The organism is Citrobacter sp. GW821-FHT07H02 (assembly GCF_059418505.1).
Genome location: NZ_JBWKPZ010000001.1, coordinates 440,645 through 463,647, shown reverse-complemented (window position 1 = coordinate 463,647; position 23,003 = coordinate 440,645). Strand labels below are relative to the sequence as shown.

The window sequence follows — 23,003 nt, the reverse complement described above, 5'->3', positions numbered from 1 at the left end:
CCACAAGTCTTAAATAAGATCGCGTATTGTCAGGAGCAGGAATGCAGAACAAAAGGTCAGATCAAGGGAAAAATGTGATTTCGTACACATCTGATTTCCCTGTGAACCCGAATGCACATATAATGCGCTCCCAACACTACAGAATTCTCAACCCAATAGCCTGCCTGGCACTGAATCTCGCATAAATGAATATGAATATGAAATTGACAACGTTTTTCGCGGCGGCACTCGCAGTTGTTGGCTTTTGCAGCACTGCTTCAGCCGTTACGTATCCACTTCCGACAGACGGTAGCCGGGTGATTGGTCAAAACCAGGTCATCACTGTCCCGGAAGGCAACACCCAGCCGCTGGAATATTTTGCAGCCCAATACCAGATGGGTCTTTCCAACATGCTGGAAGCGAACCCTGGCGTGGATACCTTCCTGCCGAAAGGCGGTACGGTGCTGAACATTCCGCAGCAGTTGATCCTGCCGGATACCGTGCATGAAGGTATTGTCATCAACAGTGCTGAAATGCGTCTGTACTACTACCCGAAAGGCACCAACACCGTTATCGTGCTGCCGATTGGTATTGGCCAGTTAGGTAAAGATACGCCGATCAACTGGACCACCAAAGTGGAACGTAAAAAAGCAGGCCCGACCTGGACGCCGACGGCAAAAATGCACGCCGAATACCGTGCTGCGGGTGAACCGCTGCCTGCGGTCGTGCCTGCCGGCCCGGATAACCCGATGGGTCTGTACGCACTGTATATTGGCCGTCTGTATGCTATCCACGGGACTAACGCCAACTTTGGTGTTGGTTTGCGCGTGAGCCACGGTTGTGTGCGTCTGCGTAACGAAGACATCAAATTCCTGTTTCAGAATGTGCCGGTCGGTACGCGCGTTCAGTTCATTGATGAGCCTGTGAAAGCCACCACCGAGCCAGACGGCAGCCGCTACATTGAGGTGCATAACCCGCTGTCGACCACTGAAGCTCAGTTTGAAGGCGGTGAGATCGTGCCGATTACGCTGAACAAGAGCATTACAAGCATCACCGGTCAGCCTGACGTCGATCAGTCCGTCGTTGAACAGGCAGTACAGAACCGTTCTGGTATGCCGGTTCGTCTGAACTAATTCCATGAAAAAGGCCCGATAGCACTATGCTTATCGGGCCTTTAACACGCCAGCCAACATCCTGCCTAAGCGCTATCTCAACAGCAACAATCCATACCCTACCAACGCCGCCCATACCAACATCGGTAACGAATACAGATGGAAACGCCACCAGATGCGTCGGTCGTTTGCCATGCGTAATGCAATCAGATTTGCCAACGAGCCCGGTAACAGACCGAAACCGCCGACATTAACAGCCCATGCCAGCAACAGCGTAGGCGGTACATAGTTCAACAGTAAAATCGTCGTGGGCACGTTGCTGATAAATTGCGACAGTCCGATAGCCGTCAACCAAAGTCCCGGCCCGGAAAGCGTGCCGATATGGCCTGAAATTGCCTGCAACGCGGGAAGCTGCGTTAATAAATGCACGTCGATAAACATCGCCATAAACACCAGCAGCAACGTCCAGTCAACGCTGAGCACTACCCGGCGCGCCAGTACCAGAAATCCTGCCGCCACAATCGCCAGTCCCCACAGTTCCTGCTTCAGCTCCAGCGAACTCAGAAAGACGATGTACAGCCCGAGACAGCACCACACCAACCGCGGCTGCCAGTCTGGCGAGCGCGTCCCGGTATGGTATTGCAGCGCTTTCGCCGGAAAACAGAACCAGCACAGCACCAGTAAGGTCAGCATCATTGCGACAGCGAGCGGCAGCATCTGCCAGGTAAAGGCGGTAAATGACAGGCCAGAACGTCCCCACAACAGAATATTTTGCGGGTTGCCAATGGGGGTGAGCAGTGAACCGGCATTCACCGCCAGCGCTTCAAAAATGATCAGCCGATTAACCGGAATCGCGCACAGTTTTTTGAGGGTAATGGTGAGAGGGACCACGATAAACAACGCCACATCGTTGGTCAGAAATGTCGACAACCCTGCGGCCGCCAGCACCATGAACATCGCCAGACGACGCTCGGTGGCAAACCTGCGGGTCATTCTGCGCCCCAGCACATCGAAGTAGCCGCTCAGTTCAACCCCTTTTGTCAGCAGCATTAAACCGCTGAGGGTAATAATGGTATGCCAGTCAATGGCAGCGAGCCAACGACGAGGCGCAAACGGTACACAAAAACTTAAGCCAATCCCAATAATCATCAACAACTGAAAAAAGCGATCGCGCCTGAGCGCGCGCAAAAAAAAGGGAAGACTCATTCAGATGCGGTTCCGTTCTTTTGTGTAAACAGTCGAAAAGCCTCCAGCGTTTCCTGACTCACGTGATGCTCCATTCCCTCTGCATCACGGCGCGCGATATCCGCACTCACACCCAGCACCAGCAGAAAATTTTCAACGATCTGATGCCGCTCACGGGTCTCTTGCGCCAGTTTCTCCCCTTCCGGGGTCAGGAACACCCCTCGCCAGGGGATCATTTCAATCAGCCCGACCGAGGCCAGCCGTTTAAGCATTTTGGCGACGGTGGGTTGCGAAACACCGAGTCGGGCCGCCATATCGACCTGACGCGCCTCCCCGACCTCGATGATTAAGTCGGAAATCAGCTCGATATAGTCATCAATCAGTTCACGACGGTGCGCTTCCCTGACCTGACGAAACCCCTCGACATGTTCCTCGACATTCACTAATTGCGTCACTTTTTTTGTTGTTGGCGTACCTGCGCGACGACTCATTCTGCTTCCCCATGACTGTGACGTGTTGACTGTATCTGATGTAAGAGAAGTCATTGTAAACCAGAGTTGTCCTGGCACAAAAAATTAACGTTTTAGCAATAGCTATATAATATAGCCTGTGCTATATCTGTATGTAATACAGTCATCCCTCACGGATTGATGGGATCGAGAAGTCAGGAGGTTTATATGAACGAATTCAAGAGGTGCATGCGCGTGTTTAGTCACTCCCCCTTTAAGGTACGGTTAATGCTGATCTCAATGCTGTGCGAAATGATCAACGGCAAACCAGAGCAGGATAAACCCTCCTCACGCTAACGCGGCGTCGCGGTACGCCGCATCATTTTCTTATCTCCACTACAGATCATTTTATCGTTTCAGCGCAAATACCCCTTCTTTTTGTCTGATTTGTTATCCCCTTCGCAAAACATTTTCGCTGTAGTAGTTGACCTAAACATGAGCAAGTTCTATCTTCTTGCAGCCCTGCATATATTGCGGCACGCAGATACCCTCTTCACGCACTCTCAGGCAGGCATTAACCCTTTGCGCCAGGGTAAGCACATGGCGTTTTTGTAATAGTGGCATATGAATTTAACCCTCAAAGACTCGCTTATTGCCCGCAGCCGGGTCATTACCCCGTGGACGGCCTTTTACTTTTTACAATCTTTGCTGATTAACCTCGCACTGGGTTACCCCTTTAGCCTGCTTTATAGTGCAGCCTTTACCTGCATATTGCTGCTGCTATGGCGCAGCGCGCCGCGTACGCAAAAGGTATTGGTCGGCGTATGTTCATTGATCGCCGCAATGTATTTCCCGTTCGGCCAGGCATACGGTTCGCCCAACTTTAATACCCTGCTGGCGATGCATTCGACCAACGTGGAAGAGTCGGCCGAGATCCTGACGATCTTCCCGTGGTACAACTACCTGGTGGGCGTCTTCATTTTTGCGCTGGGCGTGATTGCTATCCGCCGCAAAAAAGAGACCGAAAAGAAGCCCTGGAATACGCTCAACAGCCTGTGCCTGCTGTTTAGCATCATCGTGTTCTTTGTTACCCCCGTACAAAACCTGGCATGGGGCGGCGTCTTTAAACTGAAAGATACGGGTTATCCGGTGTTCCGCTTCGTCAAAGACGTTATCGTCAATAACAATGAAGTGATTGATGAAAAGGCGCGGATGGCGAAACTGGCCGGTATGAAAGACACCTGGACTGTGACGGCGGTCAAACCCAAATACCATACCTATGTGGTGGTGATTGGCGAAAGTGCACGCCGGGACGCGCTGGGGGCGTTTGGCGGTCACTGGGATAACACCCCCTTCGCCAGCACGGTCAACGGCAATATTTTTATGGATTACGTTGCTGCGAGCGGATCCACACAAAAATCGCTTGGCCTGACGCTTAACCGTGTGGTGGACAATCAACCGCAGTATCAGGATAACTTTGTGACGCTGGCCAACCGCGCCGGTTTCCAGACGTGGTGGTTCTCTAATCAGGGGCAAATTGGCGAGTACGACACCGCTATCGCCAGTATTGCGAAACGTGCTGACGAAGTGCATTTCCTGAAAGACGGTAACTTTGAAGCGAACAAAAATGCGCGTGACGAAGCGCTGTTAAAAATGACCGCCCAGGTACTCGAAACCGAGCATACGCAGCCGCAGCTTATTGTCCTGCATTTAATGGGATCTCATCCGCAGGCCTGCGATCGTACGCAAGGTAAATACGCGGAATTCGTGCAGTCAAAAGAGACATCCTGCTATCTCTACACCATGACGCAAACTGACGACCTGCTACGCCAGCTGTACGACCAGCTGCGCAATAGCGGCAGCAGTTTCTCGATGGTCTATTTCTCCGATCACGGTCTGGCGTTTAAAGAGCGTGGAAAAGAGGTGCAATATCTGGCGCATGATGATCAGTTCCAGCAGAACTTCCAGGTGCCGTTTATGGTGATCTCCAGCGATGATAAAACCCACCGCAAAATCAAAGCGCGCCGTTCCGCTAATGACTTCCTGGGCTTTTTCGCACAATGGACCGGGATCAGCACAAAAGAGATCACTACCAAATACCGTTTCATCTCTGAGCAGAAAGCCGGGCCTACCTTCATTACCAACTTCAAATTACAGAAGGTGGATTACAACCACCTTGGCACTGACATCTTCGACACCAAATCGTGATAACCGAACGGGGGGATGAGATATCCCCCGTCGCTTTCGCCATTTTCAGACAAAAAAAATCCGCCCCAAGAGGCGGATTTTTCATATCACCGTAGTGATTAGAAGCGGTAACCAACACCCGCGATCCAGGTACCAACATCAACGCTACGAATACGGCTCTGCTCGTAGGAGAAGTCCAGAGCAACGTTTTCGATCGGGTTGAACTGAACACCGGCACCGTAGGAGAAACCGTAGTCACTGGTGTCGTGTTTGTCAGTCGGTAAATTCGTTTCCTGGAATTTACCGTAGCCAACACCCACTACACCGTAGATGCTTGCCCAGTCGTTCAGACGGTAAGCCGGACCAGCGGTGAGGCCGTAATACTGGGTTTTGTTGTAATCGCCTGCACTGTTGGTACGACTTTTTTCGGTGTAGGTGAAGGAACCAATTACGCCCAGCGGGTTGTTGTCCTGCTCGTAACGATACTTCAGGTTAAAACCGCCCATTTTGTTGGCCTGGCCCTGAGCATCGCTCTGAGCGTAACCACCAGTAACGGTAGAAGTAGCAGCTACAGCAGTACCTGCGGAGATAGCCAGTACAGCGGCCAGTGCTGAAAGACATGCAATTTTTTTCATAACCACCTCAAATGTGCTTCAAGTAAATCCTAAGCTTTAAATATATCAAATATTGATGAGAAACTCTTTGTGATTCGCGATGTCTAACGAAGCCTTTCATGTAACAGAACGTTTCCAAAGCTCGCTATCTCTTTCAAATAACATCACTTTTCCGCATGATTGCACCATTATTACGCGCAAAATATGGCACGTTCATCCAGATTAATCCTAATCACGCAGATTATTAATCCATCAACAAACACCCATTTTACGGATTTTCTGGATTTTTTTTTCAACGAATACTCAACCGCCAGAGGGTTATTTCCTTTACACTCCCCCTTTTACTTTTCTACACACTTATTGACAGGAGAAAGGATGCCGGGGTCGTCACGAAAAACGCCAGTCTGGTTACCCATCTTGGTTTTACTTATTGCCATGTCCTCTATTCAAAGCGGGGCTTCACTGGCGAAAACGCTCTTCCCTCTCGTTGGTGCGCCGGGCGTTACTGCGCTGCGCCTTGCGTTGGGTACGTTAATCCTTATCGCGTTCTTTAAACCCTGGCGTTTGCGTTTTGCAAAAGAACAACGTCTTCCTCTGGTGCTTTATGGACTGTCGCTGGGGGGAATGAACTACCTCTTTTATCTGTCGATCCAGACGGTGCCATTGGGTATCGCCGTTGCGTTGGAATTCACCGGTCCCCTTGCGGTGGCCCTGTTTTCTTCACGACGTCCCGTTGATTTTATTTGGGTGGCGCTGGCCGTCCTCGGGCTCTGGTTTCTGTTACCGCTGGGACAGGATGTCTCTCATGTTGATCTCACCGGCGCGTTACTGGCGCTTGGAGCAGGCACCTGCTGGGCGGTTTATATTCTCACCGGACACCGCGCGGGAGAGGAGCACGGTCCCGCCACCGTCGCAGTCGGCTCACTCATTGCCGCAATGGTTTTTGTCCCGCTTGGCGTCCTCCAGGCGGGTGATGCCCTGTGGCACTGGTCGATTATCCCAATAGGCCTGGCTATCGCTGTCCTTTCCACAGCACTGCCCTACTCGCTGGAGATGATTGCGCTGACACGCCTGCCCACGCGCACCTTTGGCACGCTGATGAGTATGGAGCCTGCCCTGGCCGCCGTGTCCGGGATGATCTTCCTGGGAGAGACGCTGACGTGGGTACAGACGCTGGCCTTATGCGCCATCATTGCGGCATCCATGGGTTCAACGCTCACCCTGCGTCGTGAAACCAAAATAGAGCAAGTCGATATTAATTAACGTCGCCGTTCTGCATGATGTGCATCATCATGCAGAATATTCTCCCCTGCTGAACCGTCTGATATCCTTTTATTTTTGGCGTTCTCGTTGGCATATTTATTCTCATTTTCAATCCCTGTTTAAAATAAGTAACAAATACGCAACAAAACAACTATATGATTGATTTTTATCTGTTTTTATATTTCCCATCATCGACACTATTAATGCAATAGGCACAACCAAAAAAGCAGGGGTTAAATCTGCTGCTATACTTAGTTTCGTTAATTACCTGGGACACAAAACATCAAGAGGATATGAGATTATGAGTACCGCTAAATTGGTAAAAACGAAAGCGTCTAATCTGCTTTATACCCGTAACGATGTCTCTGACAGCGATAAGAAAGCGACAATCGAGCTGTTGAATCGTCAGGTGATCCAGTTTATTGACCTGTCACTGATAACCAAGCAGGCCCACTGGAACATGCGCGGCGCCAATTTCATTGCCGTACATGAAATGCTGGATGGCTTCCGTACCGCATTGACCGATCACCTTGATACGATGGCTGAACGCGCAGTACAGCTGGGTGGCGTGGCATTAGGCACAACGCAAGTCATTAACAGCAAGACGCCGCTGAAAAGCTACCCCCTGGATATCCATACCGTACAGGATCACCTGAAAGAGCTGGCCGATCGCTATGCAATAGTCGCTAACGATGTGCGTAAAGCCATCAGCGAAGCGAAAGATGAAGACACCGCAGATATCTTCACCGCCGCCTCTCGCGATCTCGACAAATTCCTGTGGTTCATTGAATCCAACATCGAATAAGCACGTCATAAGTAATCCCTCTAATAACCCTCGCTCTGGCGGGGGTTTTGCACTTTTATGGTGCACCAAAGGATCCTCCCGTCCTACCAAAGTGAATAAATTGTAATAATCACTTCACACAATCGTTAACGAGAGATTGTTTTAGCAACAATTTTTACGCTAAATAGTCGTACCGTTTGCACCAGGACAATTCTGCACTAATTCAGTGCCCCAAAACGGTGCGAAGCGTCGACTTTGCCCTGCTTATTGTGCAACGACATAAAACACATGCCTGTTAAAACAATGAGTTGCAAAGTTGGCATGTTTTTTTCATTACATTATCTGTTCTCGCAGGGGATCGCCCCGTGGATATAAAAGGAAATGCTATGAAGTCTGTATTAAAAGTTTCACTGGCTGCACTTACCCTGGCTTTTGCGGTGTCCTCTCACGCCGCGGATAAGAAACTGGTTGTCGCGACCGACACGGCCTTCGTTCCGTTTGAATTCAAACAGGGCGACAAATACGTTGGCTTTGATGTGGACCTGTGGGCTGCCGTAGCAAAAGAACTGAAGCTGGATTATGAACTGAAACCGATGGATTTCAGCGGCATCATCCCTGCGCTGCAAACCAAAAACATCGATCTGGCGCTGGCAGGCATCACCATTACAGAAGAACGTAAAAAAGCGATCGACTTCTCTGATGGCTACTACAAAAGTGGTCTGTTAGTGATGGTGAAAGCGAACAACAACGACGTCAAAAGCGTAAAAGACCTGGATGGTAAAGTCGTTGCCGTGAAGAGCGGAACCGGTTCTGTTGATTACGCGAAAGCCAACATCAAAACCAAAGATCTGCGTCAGTTCCCGAACATCGATAACGCGTATATGGAGTTGGGCACCAACCGCGCAGACGCTGTTCTGCATGATACGCCGAACATCCTGTACTTCATCAAAACTGCGGGCAACGGCCAGTTTAAAGCGGTTGGTGAGTCTCTGGAAGCGCAGCAGTACGGTATTGCTTTCCCGAAAGGCAGCGATGAACTGCGCGAGAAAGTGAACGGCGCGCTGAAGACGCTGCGTGATAACGGCACCTATAACGAAATCTACAAAAAATGGTTCGGTACTGAACCTAAATAAAACAGCCTGAATATCGGCTCGTCGTGCCCGGTGGCGCTCACGCTTACCGGGCCTACGTTTTAGCCCCTGTCCACATCCGGCAACATGGGCATTTGAATAATTTCACCACGGTAACAGGAACGACATATGCAGTTTGACTGGAGTGCCATCTGGCCCGCCATTCCGCTTCTTATTGAAGGTGCCAAAATGACCTTGTGGATCTCGATCCTTGGTCTGGCCGGCGGTTTGGTTATCGGGTTGGCAGCAGGGTTTGCGCGCACCTATGGCGGTTGGATTGCCAACCACGTTGCGCTGGTCTTTATTGAAGTTATCCGCGGTACGCCTATCGTCGTACAGGTAATGTTTATCTACTTCGCATTGCCAATGGCGTTTAACGATCTGCGGATTGACCCGTTCAGCGCCGCCGTCGTCACCATCATGATCAACTCTGGCGCCTACATCGCCGAGATTACGCGTGGGGCCGTGCTCTCAATACATAAAGGTTTCAGCGAAGCCGGACTGGCGCTTGGGCTCTCTCGCACAGAGACCATTCGTCATGTTATTTTACCACTTGCGCTGCGCCGCATGCTGCCGCCGCTGGGTAACCAGTGGATCATCAGCATTAAAGATACCTCACTGTTCATTGTCATCGGCGTGGCTGAACTCACCCGTCAGGGCCAGGAGATCATTGCCGGTAACTTCCGCGCACTGGAAATCTGGAGCGCCGTTGCGGTGTTCTACCTGATCATTACGCTGGTATTGAGCTTTATTCTGCGTCGTCTGGAAAGAAGGATGAAAATCCTGTGATTGAATTTAAAAACGTCTCTAAGCATTTTGGTCCAACCCAGGTGCTGCATAACATCGATCTGAACATCCGTCAGGGCGAAGTGGTCGTCATTATCGGGCCTTCCGGCTCCGGTAAATCCACCCTGCTGCGCTGCATCAACAAGCTGGAAGAGATCACCTCTGGCGATCTGATCGTCGATGGCCTGAAAGTGAACGATCCGAAAGTGGACGAGCGCTTAATCCGCCAGGAAGCCGGGATGGTGTTTCAGCAGTTCTACCTCTTCCCACATCTGACGGCGCTGGAAAACGTCATGTTCGGTCCACAGCGCGTACGCGGCGCGAAAAAAGAGGACGCGGAGAAACTGGCCAAAGAGCTGCTGGCGAAAGTCGGGCTGGCGGAACGCGCTCATCACTACCCGTCTGAGCTTTCCGGCGGCCAGCAACAGCGCGTGGCGATCGCCCGTGCGCTGGCGGTGAAGCCCAAAATGATGCTGTTTGATGAGCCGACCTCCGCGCTCGATCCGGAACTGCGCCACGAAGTATTGAAAGTGATGCAGGATCTGGCGGAAGAAGGCATGACGATGGTGATCGTGACGCACGAGATCGGCTTCGCCGAGAAAGTGGCCTCACGTCTGATCTTTATCGACAAAGGCCGCATTGCGGAAGACGGTAACCCGCAAACCCTGATTGAAAATCCACCCAGTCAGCGTTTACAGGAATTTTTACAGCACGTCTCCTGATCCCCGCTCTTACCTCCCTTCTTTCGGAAGGGAGGTTCCCTGCGAATTGTCCCATTTCAAATCCCTCCTCCCCCATCCTCTATACTTATCCTTTTGTTTTACTTTCTCACTGGAGGAGTCATGCGGTGGATTCTGTTCATCCTCTTCATTCTACTGGGCGCTCCCGCCCATGCAGTCGCGATACCCGGCGTAACGACGGGCACACCGTCTCAAGCGGGCGCGGCACCCACAACGGAACCTGATGTCGAACAAAAGAAAGCGGCCTATGCAGCGCTCGCGGACGTGCTGGAAAACGAGACGTCGCGCAAAGAATTGATTACGCAGTTACGGTCAGTCGCGAAGACGCCTCCCGCAGAGCCGGTGCCTAAAATCACGCCCCCTACGCTTGCTGAAGAAAAAACCGTGCTGGAGAATGTCACTGACATCAGTCGCCACTACGGCGATGCGCTCTCCGGGAAGTTTGCCCAACTCTATCGCAATATTACCGACGCCCCGCACAAACCCTTCAATTCACAATCGTTTACAAATGCTCTGACCCATTTTTTAATGCTGGCGGCCTCCGTCTTCACCTTTTACTGGGTCATCCGTCTGTGTACGCTGCCGCTGTATCGCAAAATGGGTCAGTGGGCGCGTAACAAAAATCGCGATCGCAGTAACTGGCTACAGCTACCCGCAATGATTGTCGGCGCGTTTATTATCGACCTGCTGCTGCTGGCGCTGACATTATTTGTCGGGCAGATCCTGAGCGACAAAATGAACGCCGGTAGCCGCACCATCGCATTTCAGCAGAGTCTGTTCCTCAATGCGTTTGCGCTGATTGAATTTTTCAAGGCTATCCTGCGCCTGATATTTTGCCCTGGCGTGCCAGAGCTACGCCCGTTTAATCTTCAGAATGCCGGAGCACGCTACTGGAACCGCCGTTTAAGTTCGCTCAGCAGCCTGATTGGCTATGGATTGATTGTCGCCGTCCCCATTATCTCCAACCAGGTGAATGTCCAGGTTGGGGCGATGGCCAACGTCATCATCATGTTGTGCATCACCTTATGGGCACTGTATCTGATCTTCAAAAACAAGCAGGAGATCACTGAGCATCTGCTGGATCTGGCGGAACGTTCGCTGGCGTTTTTTAGTCTGTTTATCCGCGCCTTTGCCCTGGTGTGGCACTGGCTGGCCAGCGCCTATTTCATCGTGCTGTTTTTCTTTTCTCTGTTTGATCCCGGCAATAGCCTGAAATTTATGATGGGTGCCACGGTACGCAGTCTGATCATTGTTGGTGCCGCCGCGTTTATCTCCGGGGTCTTCTCTCGCTGGATAGCCAAAACCATCACCCTGTCTCCTGAAACGCAGCGAAACTACCCTGAGCTGCAAAAGCGGCTCAATAACTGGATTTCTATGGCGCTGAAAGTGGCGCGATTCCTGACGGTCTGTATCGCCGCGATGCTACTGCTGAATGCCTGGGGATTATTCGACTTCTGGAACTGGCTGCATTACGGGGCAGGCGAAAAAACGGTTGATATCCTGATCCGCATCGCGCTGATTCTGTTTTTCTCTGCCATTGGCTGGACTGTACTGGCCAGCCTGATAGAAAACCGTCTGGCCTCCGATGTCCACGGGCGTCCGCTGCCCAGCGCCCGCACGCGCACGTTACTCACGCTGTTTCGTAATGCGCTGGCGGTGATCATCAGTACCATCACCATCATGATTGTGCTCTCGGAAATCGGGGTCAATATCGCGCCGTTACTGGCAGGCGCCGGGGCGTTGGGGCTGGCGGTTTCATTTGGCTCGCAAACGCTGGTGAAAGATATTATTACCGGGATCTTTATTCAGTTTGAAAACGGCATGAACACCGGCGATCTGGTGACGATCGGCCCGTTAACCGGGACGGTGGAACGGATGTCTATTCGCTCAGTGGGCGTACGTCAGGATACCGGGGCTTACCATATTGTTCCGTGGTCATCGATTACCACCTTCGCCAACTTTGTACGCGGTATTGGTTCGGTCGTGGCGAATTATGATGTGGATCGTCATGAAGATGCCGACAAAGCTAACCAGGCGCTGAAAGATGCCGTTGCGGCGGTGATGGAAATAGACGAAGTGCGCGGCCTGATTATTGGCGAGCCGTCATTCTCCGGCATTGTGGGCCTAACCAATACGTCATTTACGCTGCGCGTATCGTTTACCACATTGCCGCTGAAGCAGTGGACTGTCCGCTTCGCGCTCGACGCTCAGGTCAAAAAACACTTTGACCTCGCCAATATCCGTACCCCGGTGCAAACGTATCAGGTTCTACCGGCACCGACCGGAGGGACTGCGGCGGCGCAACCTCTGCCGCCAGACGAACCGACGCTCTAGGCCGGTCAGCGTTTCTGCGTCATAAAGCGGCGACGCTGATCGTTATCCATAAAGGTCCAGGCGATAAAGCGACTCTGCTTTTGCCCCTGGGCCATCTCTTTTTTAACGACTTTGACCGCGCCAACATCCGTTAGGGCACGATACAGCGGGGGTAAATTCTCACCGCGCGAGACCAGCGTGGTAAACCACATCACCTGATGGCCAAACGCCTGGCTCTCCGCGATCATTTTTTTGATGAACGCCACTTCGCCGCCTTCACACCATAACTCCTGCTGCTGCCCGCCAAAATTCAGCGCATCGTCTTTATCCTGCCCGAGGTTACGGCGTTTACGCTCGCTGCCGGCACGCGCAGAAGCGGCCGAGTCATGGAACGGCGGGTTACACAGGGTGGCTTCAAACTGTTCATTTTTATGAATAATGCCGTTGAAAATCGCCGTAGGATCTTTTTGTCGACGCAAACGGACTAACCGGGTTAACCCCGGATTACCCTTAATAATCGCCTGAGCGCTGGCGAGCGCCTCATCACTGGTTTCGCTTCCGGTAAAGCGCCAGCCATATTCATGCGCCCCAATCAGCGGGTAAATACAGTTCGCCCCCACGCCCACGTCCAGGATGCTCGCCGTGGTTGGAATGGTTCCCGTCGTCTCACCGAGCAGATCGGCAAGATGGTGAATATAATCCGCACGCCCCGGTACCGGTGGACACAAAAAACCGTCCGGAATATCCCAGCTCGTCACGGCGTAGAAATGCGCTAACAGCGCTTTGTTCAACGCCTTTACTGCCAGCGGGTTGGCAAAATCAACGCTTTGTTCGCCGCCTAGCGTGCGAACGAGGAATTGCGTCAGCTCTGGCGTGACCTGGCATAATGTCGCGAGATCGTAACGACTGTGGTGACGGTTACGGGGGTGTAATCCCGGTTTCTGGGGGGACATGGCATTCTCCTTTTAACAGCGGCGTAAGATACCCGTATAACGCAACGCGGTAAACATGCTTAAGCGGCGAAAACCTTTATGACGCCAGAAGGTTATCAACAAAGCACATAAATTTTACTGCCAGAGCTCCCCAAATAAGCAATATTTATGTCCTTGATTTGTCAATATTCGTCAATATATATTGTTCAAAAAATGAGCAGATCTTCATCGATTTTTTGCGTTAATTGTCGTCCTCTGACGTCCTAAACTTATCAGGCACTACCTGTTGTTTCTCAGAGGAAGTCATCATGAAAAAATGCCTCACTTTACTTGCAGCCACCGTACTTACCGGCCTGACGTTTGCCTCATTTGCCGCACCGCCAATCACCAGTCCAGAAACCGGACAGCTAAGAGCGTCTGGTACCGTTTCCGCTTCAGGGGCGACTAACCTGAGCGATCTGGAAGATAAACTGGCTGAAAAAGCGCGTGAGCAAGGCGCTAAAGGTTTTGTGGTTAACTCCGCTGGCGGTAATAATCAGATGCACGGCACTGCAACCATCTACAAATAACGCTGTTACCTGCTCAACTGCATTCATCCTGGATGCAGTTTCCTCCTCTCCTGTCGCTCTTTCGCTTCTTCAATATCCGCTTAATTTGTAAACACTATGTGTGAAATTTGAGAGCCATGTAAATAAATGTATTTATTTTTTTACGAATGAATGATAGAAAGTCGCGCCAAGTGATAATCCTTATCAAAATCATTATCACTTACGATTCCACACCGACGAGACCTGCAGTGGCATGACATCCGCAGAGATGTCCCCTTCGCGGCGTGGAAATATCAATCAAATAATAAAAAGTCGCTTATTAACATGGATAAAAATCGCAACCTGCCTTCCAGTAGCTTCCATTCGCTCACGTTTTTTGCCGGTCTGTGCATCGGACTTTCACCCGTTGCACACGCTGTCGCCGCAGATGAACAGACAAAGAAACAGGATGATACGTTAGTCGTGGAGGCCTCCACCCCGTCGCTTTACGCCCCGACGCAATCCGCCGATCCGAAATTCTCACGCCCGGTGGCGGACACCACACGCACAATGACGGTGATTTCAGAACAGGTGATCAAAGATCAGGGCGCCACCAATTTGACCGATGCTCTGAAAAACGTGCCCGGCGTTGGCGCTTTCTTTGCAGGCGAGAACGGTAACTCCACCACCGGCGATGCGGTTTATATGCGTGGCGCCGATACCTCAAACAGCATCTATATTGACGGCGTGCGTGACATTGGCAGCGTCACGCGCGATACCTTCAATACCGAACAGGTTGAAGTGATAAAAGGCCCGTCCGGGACCGACTACGGCCGCAGCGCGCCGACGGGCTCAATCAATATGATCAGCAAACAGCCACGTACCGACTCGGGTATTGATGCTTCTGCCAGCGTGGGGAGCGCATGGTTTCGCCGTGGTACGCTGGATATTAACCAGGTGATAGGCGAAACCACCGCCGCGCGCCTGAACCTGATGGGCGAAAAAACGCACGATGCGGGCCGTGATAACGTTAAAAATGAACGTTACGGCGTCGCCCATTCCGTCGCTTTCGGTTTGAGTACGCCGACTCGTCTGTATCTGAACTATCTGCACGTGACCCAGCACAACACGCCAGACGGGGGTATCCCGACCATTGGTTTACCTGGCTATTCTGCGCCTTCTGCTGGCACATCCGCGCTCAACAGTTCTGGCAAAGTGGATACGCACAATTTTTACGGCACGGATTCTGACTACGACGATTCCACGACCGACACCGCCACCATGCGTTTCGAACATGATCTGACCGACAGCACCACCCTGCGTAACACCACACGCTGGTCGCGCGTCAAACAGGATTATCTGATGACCGCCGTGATGGGCGGCGCATCGAACATCACACAGCCTGACAGCAACGTTGACTCCTGGACCTGGTCCCGTCTGGCGAATACCAAAGATGTCAGCAACAAGATCCTGACCAACCAGACCAACCTGACGTCGACGTTTTATACCGGCTCCATCGGGCATGACATCAGCACGGGTGTTGAATTTACCCGTGAAACCCAGACCAACTACGGTGTAAATCCTCTGACGCCGCCTCCGGTCAATATTTACAACCCCAATAGCAACGTCCACATTGGCGGGCTGACCCGTAATGGCGCAAACGCCAATGGCCAGACCGACACCTTCGGCATCTACGCGTTTGATACCCTGCAAATCACCCGCGACATTGAACTCAACGGCGGTATTCGACTCGATAATTACCGTACCGAGTACGATAGCGCCACCGCCTGTGGCGGCACTGGTCGCGGCGCGGTGGCGTGCCCGGCGGGCGCAGCGAAAGGTTCCCCGGTCACGACAGTGGACACCGCGAAATCGGGTAACCTGGTGAACTGGAAAGCAGGCGCGTTGTACCATCTGACGGACAACGGCAATATTTATGTTAACTACGCCATTTCTCAGCAACCGCCAGGCGGAAATAACTTTGCCCTCGCCCAGAGCGGCAGCGGCAACAGCGCTAACCGTACTGACTTCAAACCGCAGAAAGCGAAAACCAGCGAAATTGGCACCAAGTGGGAAGTGCTGGATAAACGTCTGCTGTTAACCGCCGCAATATTCCGCACCGATATCGAAAATGAAGTTGAACAGAACGACGACGGGACGTACTCCCAGTACGGGAAGAAACGCGTAGAAGGGTATGAACTTTCCGTTGCCGGGAACATCACGCCGGAGTGGCAGGTTATCGGCGGCTACACCCAACAGCACGCTACCATTCGCGACGGTAAAGATGTGGCGCAGGATGGTTCCTCTTCCCTGCCGTATACGCCGGAACACGCCTTTACGCTGTGGAGCCAGTATCAGGCCACCAGCGATCTCTCCGTCGGGGCTGGCGCGCGCTATATCGGCAGCATGCACCGGGGTTCCGACGGTGCGGTAGGCACGCCGTCTTATACCGAAGGTTATTGGGTCGCGGATGCAAAACTGGGATACCGCGTGAACCGCACTCTCGATTTCCAGTTGAATGTTTACAACCTGTTTGACACTGACTACGTCTCCTCAATTAACAAGAGCGGATACCGTTATCATCCGGGTGAACCCAGAACCTTCCTGTTCACGGCCAATATGCATTTCTGATTTGCATCGCGTGGGGCCCCGGCCCCACTTTTCGGAGAATCGCACATGATGTATCACATTCCGGGCGTTTTAACGCCGCAAGGCGTCGCGCAATGTCGACAACAACTCGAGCAGGCTGACTGGATCGATGGCCGGGCAACCACTGGCGCTCAGGGTGCTCAGGTCAAAAATAACCAGCAGGTTGATACCGGAAGCGAGCTGTATATCGCCTTACAGAAGGCGGTACTGTCAGCCATCAACCAGAACGCCCTGTTTTTCTCGGCCGCCTTGCCGAAAACAATTTCCATGCCGTTGTTTAACCGCTATCAGGATAATGAAACCTATGGTTTTCACGTTGATGGCGCAGTACGCAGCCACCCGGAAAGCGGCTGGATGCGCACCGATCTTTCTGCCACCCTATTCCTGAGTTCGCCGGAGAGCTATGACGGTGGGGAACTGATTGTTAACGATACTTACGGGCAGCATACGGTGAAGTTACCGGCTGGCGATGTGGTGCTGTACCCCTCCAGCAGCCTGCATTGCGTCACCCCCGTGACGCGGGGAGTCCGCGTTGCATCATTTATGTGGGTCCAGTCGATGATCCGCGATGACAAGAAACGCGCCATGCTGTTTGAACTGGACAAAAATATCCAGTCGCTCAAAAGCCGCAGCGGCGAAAGTGAGGAGATCCTCTCTTTACTCAACCTCTACCATAACCTGCTGCGTGAATGGTCTGAGATCTGAGAAGACGCTGTCTTGACGGTGCGATTATTGCCCCCACATTCACTACAATTACCCTATCAAATGAATGTGGAGGTAACGGCTTATGGCATCCGGATGGGCAAATGACGACGCCGTGAATGAGCAGATCAACAATACCATTGAAGATGCTGTCGCACGCGTTCGCGGGGAATTACCCCAGGGGGAAAGTCTGCATGAATGCGAAGAGTGTGGCGATCCTATTCCCGAAGCCCGACGCAAAGCCGTTCCGGGAGTGAGGTTATGCCTCGCCTGCCAACAGGAGAAAGATTCAATAAACGAAATATTCTCAGGATATAATCGCAGAGGATCGAAAGATAGCCAGTTACGTTGACTTATCTTTACCGAAAAAATCGCGCGACGCGTTTTTCTTTACGCTCACGGTTTTTGGCGAACTGCGTAGCAAAATGTGCCGTTATCCTTTGCTCTGTAAACGGCAACAACAAGAACTGTAAATGCATAATCCGAATTTATTAATAATCAATAAGTTATTTGTCATTCAATATTTTTGATTAACGCCGTCAATTCTATTCGATTTTATCTCTCGCTAAATAACGTGATACTTATCACATCGACGGAACATCGTCTTACTAACAGAATAACCTGCGAGAAATTAACTATGAAAACCATCAAATATGCTGTTGCCGCTATCGCTCTGTCTGGACTCTCTTTTGGCGTTTTCGCTGCCGAGCCGGTAACGGCTGCACAAGCACAAGACATGAATAAAATCGGTGTAGTTTCTGCGGAAGGCGCCACTACCCTGGACGGTCTGGAAGCGAAACTGGCTGAAAAAGCCGCTGCTGCTGGCGCAAGCAGCTATAGCATTACCTCTGCATACAGCAACAACAAAATGAGCGGTACTGCGGTTATCTACAAATAATTTTTTGTCTGTATGCCAACAGACGCCCTGCTCCAACCCTCATAGACCTGTGTGTTACCCTTTGTTTGCCCGTCCACCACTGGACGGGCTTTTTTTTACCTGAATCCGTTAAAAACTCTGACCAACGCGTGCCAGACCGTCTGTCAGTGTCTCCACCTCGCCAGTTGCCACCAGACAGCAGGCCATTTGAATTTTCAACGCGTCAGGAACCGGCTCGCTACCCATCAGACAGCGCTCAATCCAACGCGCCGTGGTTTCTGGATCTTTCGCGACAGGGAGTGGCACCGGCTCCTCGGGCATCTCACGTTGGCGATCCACAATCACCTGCACTCCACGCTTATCGATCAGGCTAATTTGCGGGCAGCGCTGCGGATTGGCGTACACTTCCCCTTCGGTGCCATGCATCAGCAGACTGCGTCCGCCAATGTCACCAAAGAACTTCGCCACACGAGGGACATATTCCGGATGAGAAACGCTGGCGAGACGTAAGGCGGCATCTTCTGCAAAAGGCGTCGCCAGCTTCGCCAGCGTGTGGGCACTGTTACGCACCCCCATTCGCCAGCGCATCGCCAGCTGTTTTTCCAGCGGCGGGCACAGTGTGCCGACGGGAATGAACACCGGTTGGTGTCCGTCGAGTTTTGCCTGCGCCTGACCGACATTCAGGGTCGGCGTAATTCCCAACAGTTCAAAAATGGTTTCGGTCAATACACGAGTCGGATCTTCGCTCACCCCGTGAACCACCACCGGAAAACCCAGTTTACGCAGCAGGATAGCCAACAGCGGCGTCAGGTTCGCCTGTTTACGCGCCCCGTTATAGCTGGGGATCACGATTGGCATCGGTTTTGCCACTGGCGGCGTCAGACGAATAGTGTGGTTCTGCATCGCCTCATAGAAGCCCAGCATTTCGGCTTCGCCCTCTCCTTTAATGCGCAGCGCAATCAGTACGCCGCCCATTTCCAGGTCAGGGACTTCCCCCTTTAGCATATGGGTATACAGGCCGCGCGCGGTGTCCTGGTCCAGATCGCGGGCATGATTTTTACCTCGCCCAACCTCTTTGATGATTTTGCGGTAATCCATCGAAAACTCCTTGCGGGGGTGCACACACCATTAGCGCCGTCTGCGGCGAGTCGCTTTTGCTTTTGTTTTTACTATAACGTCTGGCACGACAGGTTGCTCTATCGGAAAAATGGGTAACGCATTCAGTAAACGCTTCCCATAATTTTTGGTCAACAGACGCTTGTCGTAAATCACCACTTCCCCCCAGCAGCTGTGGCTACGGATCAATCGCCCCACCTGTTGGATTAAATTAAACGACGCGCTGGGCAAACTCTGCACTTCAAAGGGGTAACGGTTCAGGCTTTTCAGCCACTCCCCTTCGGTGATGACCACCGGGCTGTCGATAGGTGGAAAAGCAATCTTGTGAATATGAACCTGAGTGAGCAATTCACCTTTCAGATCCAACCCTTCCGCAAAAGATTGCAGACCCACCAGCACGCTGCGTTCGCCATTTTCTACCCGCTTGCGGTGCAACTCCACCAGCCGGTATCGTGGCTGATCGCCCTGAACTAACAACAGCAGACGTAAATCCGTCACATGCTCAAGAAACCGTTGCATCGCCCTGCCACTGGCAAACAATACCAGCATGCCCTGGTGTTTTTTGCTCTCAAGCGCCTGACGAAAATAGGCCGCCATCTCCGCAATATGTTGCTCTTCGTTGTCGATAAGCGGCTCATACTGCATTTGGGGGATGACGATTTTCCCCTGTTCTACATGGTTGAAGGGCGAATCGAGGGCCACGAAACGGTCGCCCGCTTTCTCCTTCAGTCCGCTCATCTCCTGCAAGCGAGAGAAACTGTTCAGCGAACGTAGCGTGGCTGATGTCACCACAATATGCGGCACGCTGCGCCAGAGCAGCCTTTCCAGCTGATCGCTGACGCGGATCCCGACACAGTGAAACCAGACATGTATTTGCCCGTCGCGCACATCGCGGGTGGCCCATTTGGAAACCGGCGCGCCTGACGATTGCGCCAGCGAGGCCAGACGCCACAGCTTGCTTTGCGCTTCAAACATGCCCAACGCACGGTTCATCTGCAAAATCACCCGATGCAGGCGCACGATGTCGTGGGTGCCGGTTTTTTCACTGAGATCGTTGAGAAACAGTTCCGCCAGCCCACGCAACATTTCGGTGAGTTTCGCCAGCCTCTGACAAATCTCCATCACCTCTGCGGGCAATTCGCCCATTGAGAAGCGGTGCTCCGCCTCCTGGGTGGCGGGCATATAAAGATTCAGAATCGCATTCAGCGAGGCAATCAGTTCATACAGCTCTTCGCTGTGCGCGTTCAGACGCTCAGGGATAGCCAGCGGCGGCGTGGTTTTTGGCCGAAACTGTTCCAGACAGGTCGCCACCAGTTTGGTAAACAGATCGAGTTGCAGGCGATACCAGGGGGCAGTGATTTCAGCACTCATTTCCAGCGCATCGCGTGCGACATCGGGCAGATGATGCCCTTCATCCAGCACCAGCAGCAGATTTTTCGGATCCGGCAAAACCGCTTCGCTCTCCATTGCCGCCATCACCAGCGCATGGTTTGCCACCACCACTTCGGCTTCCTGGATCTCACGGCGCGCCACAAAGAACGGACATTCGCGGTAATAGTGGCAGTTACGGTTGAGGCAGCCGGCTTTGTCGGTGCTCAGACGCTGCCACAGTGAATCATCAATGGCGATATCGGTATGATCGCGTAAACCATCCCACTTGTAGCTGTCCAGATCGCCCTTCAGCCGGGCACAACGCTTTTGCTCTTCCTGATTGTTCGGTGTGAGTTCGTCGTCAAGAAACGCCAGCAGATCCTGTTGGTCAGGTTCGGTGCTGGCCAACGCCGCCAGATTGCGCGGACACACATACCGCCCGCGCCCAAAGGCGGCGGTGAACTTAAGATCGGGAATAATTTTTCGCAGCAGGGGAAGGTCTTTGCTGTAAATCTGATCCTGCAAGGCGACGTTGGCGGTACTCACCACCAGCGTTTTTTGTTCTTCGCGCGCGATGGCGATACCGGGGATCAGATACGAGAGGGTTTTCCCGACGCCGGTCGGCGCTTCGATCGCCAGATGTCGCCCGTCTTCCCCGGCCAGTGTTTTAGCGACGTCAGCAATCATCTGCCGCTGCGGCGCACGGGGAATAAAGTCGGGGATCTGTTCCTGAAGCGCCTTATACCAGGCAGCAATTTGCGCTTTTAGCGCAGCGGTCAATGCCATGAGAAAACCTGAAATACTGTATAAACAGCCACTATTGTGGCACTTTCTTAGACGGGTCGCAAAAAGAAAAACCCGACCATTCGGTCGGGCTTCCCGTTTACTGCATTACTCTGCCGAAGACAGTCTGCGCGGACGGCGTGGCGGGCGCGGCTTATCGCTCGCCGGTTTCGCATCACCTGACCGGCGCGAAGGTTTGGCCCCGGCTTTAGGCGCACTACCTTCTGAACGACGCGGTTGCTGCTGACCACGGCCTGCACCGCCCTGACCTTGCCCCTGTGGGGATCGGCCACGACCGCCGCCGCCGCCACCACCACGTTGCTGCTGGCGACCGTTTTGAATCGGCTCGGCTTTAATGGACGGGTCCGGCTCATAGCCCGGCAGCGCGATACGCGGGATCTCTTTTTTCAGCAGTTTCTCGATGTCACGCAGCAGTTTGTGTTCATCAACACAGACCAGCGACAGCGCTTCACCGGTTGCCGCCGCACGCCCGGTACGACCGATACGGTGGACGTAATCTTCCGGCACGTTCGGCAATTCATAGTTCACCACATGCGGCAGCTCTTCAATATCCAGGCCACGCGCCGCGATATCCGTGGCGACCAGCACGCGAATGTCGCCGGATTTAAAATCAGCCAGCGCACGCGTACGCGCCCCTTGCGATTTATTGCCGTGGATGGCCGCACTACGAATGCCGTCTTTATTCAACTGCTCCGCCAGGTGGTTGGCACCATGTTTGGTGCGGGTGAAGACCAGCACCTGCCGCCAGTCGCCCTGACCAATCATCTGCGACAGCAGTTCACGTTTGCGTTTCTTATCAACAAAATGGACGTGCTGCGTCACCTGCTCGGACGCCGTGTTACGACGCGCGACTTCGATTTCCAGCGGATTACGCAGCAATTTCTCAGCCAGCGCTTTGATGTCGTCGGAGAAGGTCGCGGAGAACAGCAGGTTCTGACGCTTCGGCGGCAATTTAGCCAGTACGCGACGAATGTCGTGGATAAAGCCCATGTCCAGCATGCGGTCAGCTTCATCCAGCACCAGAATTTCAATCTGATCCAATTTGACGGCGTTTTGATGTTCCAGATCGAGCAAACGGCCAGGGGTTGCCACCAGCACGTCTACGCCGCCACGCAGTTTCAACATCTGCGGGTTGATGCTTACCCCGCCGAAAACCACCAGCGAGCGAATGTTCAGGTATTTGCTGTAATCCCGCACGTTCTCGCCAATTTGCGCGGCCAGTTCACGGGTTGGAGTCAGGATCAACGCACGTACCGGGCGACGTCCCTTAGCATGCGGTTCATTGGAAATAAGATGCTGCAGCAGCGGCAGCGTAAAGCCCGCTGTCTTACCCGTACCCGTTTGCGCACTGGCCATCAGGTCACGGCCTTGCAGTACCGCAGGGATCGCCTGCTGCTGGATAGGGGTGGGTTCACGGTAGCCCTGCTCTGCAACGGCGCGCAAAATATCAGGATTTAAACCCAGGGAATCAAAAGACATAACT

The 23,003-nt window shown here is 52.7% G+C and carries 21 protein-coding genes; 14 read left to right on the top strand and 7 right to left on the bottom strand.

The genetic code is table 11. The annotated features are described in order from the left end of the window. Positions 1–191 precede the first annotated feature (191 nt). Positions 192–1,112: a L,D-transpeptidase gene (ldtB, locus tag AC07NP_RS02175; RefSeq protein WP_276292309.1), complete on the top strand. Its 921-nt coding sequence runs from the start codon at positions 192–194 to the stop codon at positions 1,110–1,112. 72 nt (positions 1,113–1,184) lie between these two features. On the opposite strand, the gene AC07NP_RS02170 is transcribed toward ldtB, so the two are convergent. After that, positions 1,185–2,297 (bottom strand): anion transporter, encoded by a 1,113-nt coding sequence (locus AC07NP_RS02170; protein ID WP_494659427.1) that lies wholly within the window; start codon positions 2,295–2,297, stop codon positions 1,185–1,187. After that, a complete protein-coding gene (gene mntR / locus AC07NP_RS02165; RefSeq protein WP_203358383.1) occupies positions 2,294–2,767 on the bottom strand; it encodes a manganese-binding transcriptional regulator MntR in 474 nt (157 codons plus the stop codon). The genes AC07NP_RS02170 and mntR overlap by 4 nt, the downstream gene beginning before the upstream one ends. Before the next feature lie 186 nt (positions 2,768–2,953). Between mntR and mntS the strand changes: the two genes are divergently transcribed. After that, entirely contained in the window at positions 2,954–3,082 is a 129-nt protein-coding gene (gene mntS / locus AC07NP_RS02160; RefSeq protein ID WP_494659426.1) for a manganase accumulation protein MntS, read from the top strand. 267 nt (positions 3,083–3,349) lie between these two features. Beyond that, the gene (locus AC07NP_RS02155) at positions 3,350–4,933 is read left to right on the top strand and encodes a phosphoethanolamine transferase (protein ID WP_494659425.1); all 1,584 of its coding nucleotides are present in this window, start codon (positions 3,350–3,352) and stop codon (positions 4,931–4,933) included. 98 nt (positions 4,934–5,031) lie between these two features. Here the strand turns inward: AC07NP_RS02155 and ompX are convergent, their stop codons facing one another. Further along, on the bottom strand, positions 5,032–5,547 hold the full coding sequence (gene ompX, locus AC07NP_RS02150; RefSeq protein ID WP_192611671.1) for an outer membrane protein OmpX: 516 nt from the start codon (positions 5,545–5,547) through the stop codon (positions 5,032–5,034). A 354-nt stretch (positions 5,548–5,901) separates the two neighbouring features. Between ompX and rhtA the strand changes: the two genes are divergently transcribed. The 6 genes from rhtA (at position 5,902) to ybiO (ending at position 12,563) form a co-directional block, all read left to right on the top strand. Beyond that, positions 5,902–6,789, top strand: coding sequence for a threonine/homoserine exporter RhtA (rhtA, locus tag AC07NP_RS02145; protein WP_494659424.1), 888 nt, complete (start codon positions 5,902–5,904; stop codon positions 6,787–6,789). 301 nt (positions 6,790–7,090) lie between these two features. Next, positions 7,091–7,594 carry a DNA starvation/stationary phase protection protein Dps gene (gene dps, locus AC07NP_RS02140; protein ID WP_162383360.1) on the top strand — a complete coding sequence of 168 codons (504 nt, stop codon included), beginning with the start codon at positions 7,091–7,093 and terminating at the stop codon, positions 7,592–7,594. Between the two features lie 365 nt (positions 7,595–7,959). Further along, complete coding sequence (gene glnH / locus AC07NP_RS02135) at positions 7,960–8,706, top strand: glutamine ABC transporter substrate-binding protein GlnH (RefSeq protein WP_192611669.1); 747 nt, start codon at positions 7,960–7,962, stop codon at positions 8,704–8,706. Positions 8,707–8,832: 126 nt separating this feature from the next. Beyond that, positions 8,833–9,492 (top strand): glutamine ABC transporter permease GlnP, encoded by a 660-nt coding sequence (gene glnP, locus AC07NP_RS02130; RefSeq protein WP_276292317.1) that lies wholly within the window; start codon positions 8,833–8,835, stop codon positions 9,490–9,492. Beyond that, complete coding sequence (gene glnQ / locus AC07NP_RS02125; protein WP_192611668.1) at positions 9,489–10,211, top strand: glutamine ABC transporter ATP-binding protein GlnQ; 723 nt, start codon at positions 9,489–9,491, stop codon at positions 10,209–10,211. The genes glnP and glnQ overlap by 4 nt, the downstream gene beginning before the upstream one ends. Positions 10,212–10,331: 120 nt before the next feature. Beyond that, positions 10,332–12,563, top strand: coding sequence for a mechanosensitive channel protein (gene ybiO / locus AC07NP_RS02120; RefSeq protein WP_494659423.1), 2,232 nt, complete (start codon positions 10,332–10,334; stop codon positions 12,561–12,563). 5 nt (positions 12,564–12,568) lie between these two features. Here the strand turns inward: ybiO and rlmF are convergent, their stop codons facing one another. Next, a complete protein-coding gene (gene rlmF, locus AC07NP_RS02115; protein ID WP_494659422.1) occupies positions 12,569–13,495 on the bottom strand; it encodes a 23S rRNA (adenine(1618)-N(6))-methyltransferase RlmF in 927 nt (308 codons plus the stop codon). Positions 13,496–13,782: 287 nt separating this feature from the next. On the opposite strand from rlmF, the gene mcbA reads away from it, so the two are divergent. The 5 genes from mcbA (at position 13,783) to ybiJ (ending at position 18,250) form a co-directional block, all read left to right on the top strand. Next, entirely contained in the window at positions 13,783–14,043 is a 261-nt protein-coding gene (gene mcbA / locus AC07NP_RS02110; RefSeq protein WP_203358393.1) for a DUF1471 family periplasmic protein McbA, read from the top strand. Between the two features lie 303 nt (positions 14,044–14,346). Continuing rightward, the gene (locus AC07NP_RS02105) at positions 14,347–16,632 is read left to right on the top strand and encodes a catecholate siderophore receptor Fiu (protein WP_494659421.1); all 2,286 of its coding nucleotides are present in this window, start codon (positions 14,347–14,349) and stop codon (positions 16,630–16,632) included. A gap of 45 nt (positions 16,633–16,677) precedes the next feature. Then, on the top strand, positions 16,678–17,355 hold the full coding sequence (gene ybiX, locus AC07NP_RS02100) for a PKHD-type hydroxylase YbiX (protein ID WP_494659420.1): 678 nt from the start codon (positions 16,678–16,680) through the stop codon (positions 17,353–17,355). Positions 17,356–17,437: 82 nt separating this feature from the next. Continuing rightward, positions 17,438–17,704, top strand: a complete 267-nt coding sequence (locus AC07NP_RS02095; protein WP_494659419.1) for a DksA/TraR family C4-type zinc finger protein — start codon at positions 17,438–17,440, stop codon at positions 17,702–17,704. A 285-nt stretch (positions 17,705–17,989) separates the two neighbouring features. After that, complete coding sequence (gene ybiJ, locus AC07NP_RS02090; protein ID WP_203358397.1) at positions 17,990–18,250, top strand: DUF1471 family protein YbiJ; 261 nt, start codon at positions 17,990–17,992, stop codon at positions 18,248–18,250. A gap of 108 nt (positions 18,251–18,358) precedes the next feature. Here the strand turns inward: ybiJ and ybiB are convergent, their stop codons facing one another. From ybiB to rhlE, 3 genes are all read right to left on the bottom strand, one after another. Beyond that, the gene (gene ybiB / locus AC07NP_RS02085) at positions 18,359–19,327 is read right to left on the bottom strand and encodes a DNA-binding protein YbiB (protein ID WP_494659418.1); all 969 of its coding nucleotides are present in this window, start codon (positions 19,325–19,327) and stop codon (positions 18,359–18,361) included. Positions 19,328–19,357: 30 nt separating this feature from the next. Then, complete coding sequence (dinG, locus tag AC07NP_RS02080) at positions 19,358–21,502, bottom strand: ATP-dependent DNA helicase DinG (RefSeq protein ID WP_494659417.1); 2,145 nt, start codon at positions 21,500–21,502, stop codon at positions 19,358–19,360. 105 nt (positions 21,503–21,607) lie between these two features. Then, positions 21,608–22,999, bottom strand: a complete 1,392-nt coding sequence (rhlE, locus tag AC07NP_RS02075; protein ID WP_494659416.1) for an ATP-dependent RNA helicase RhlE — start codon at positions 22,997–22,999, stop codon at positions 21,608–21,610. Positions 23,000–23,003: the final 4 nt, after the last annotated feature.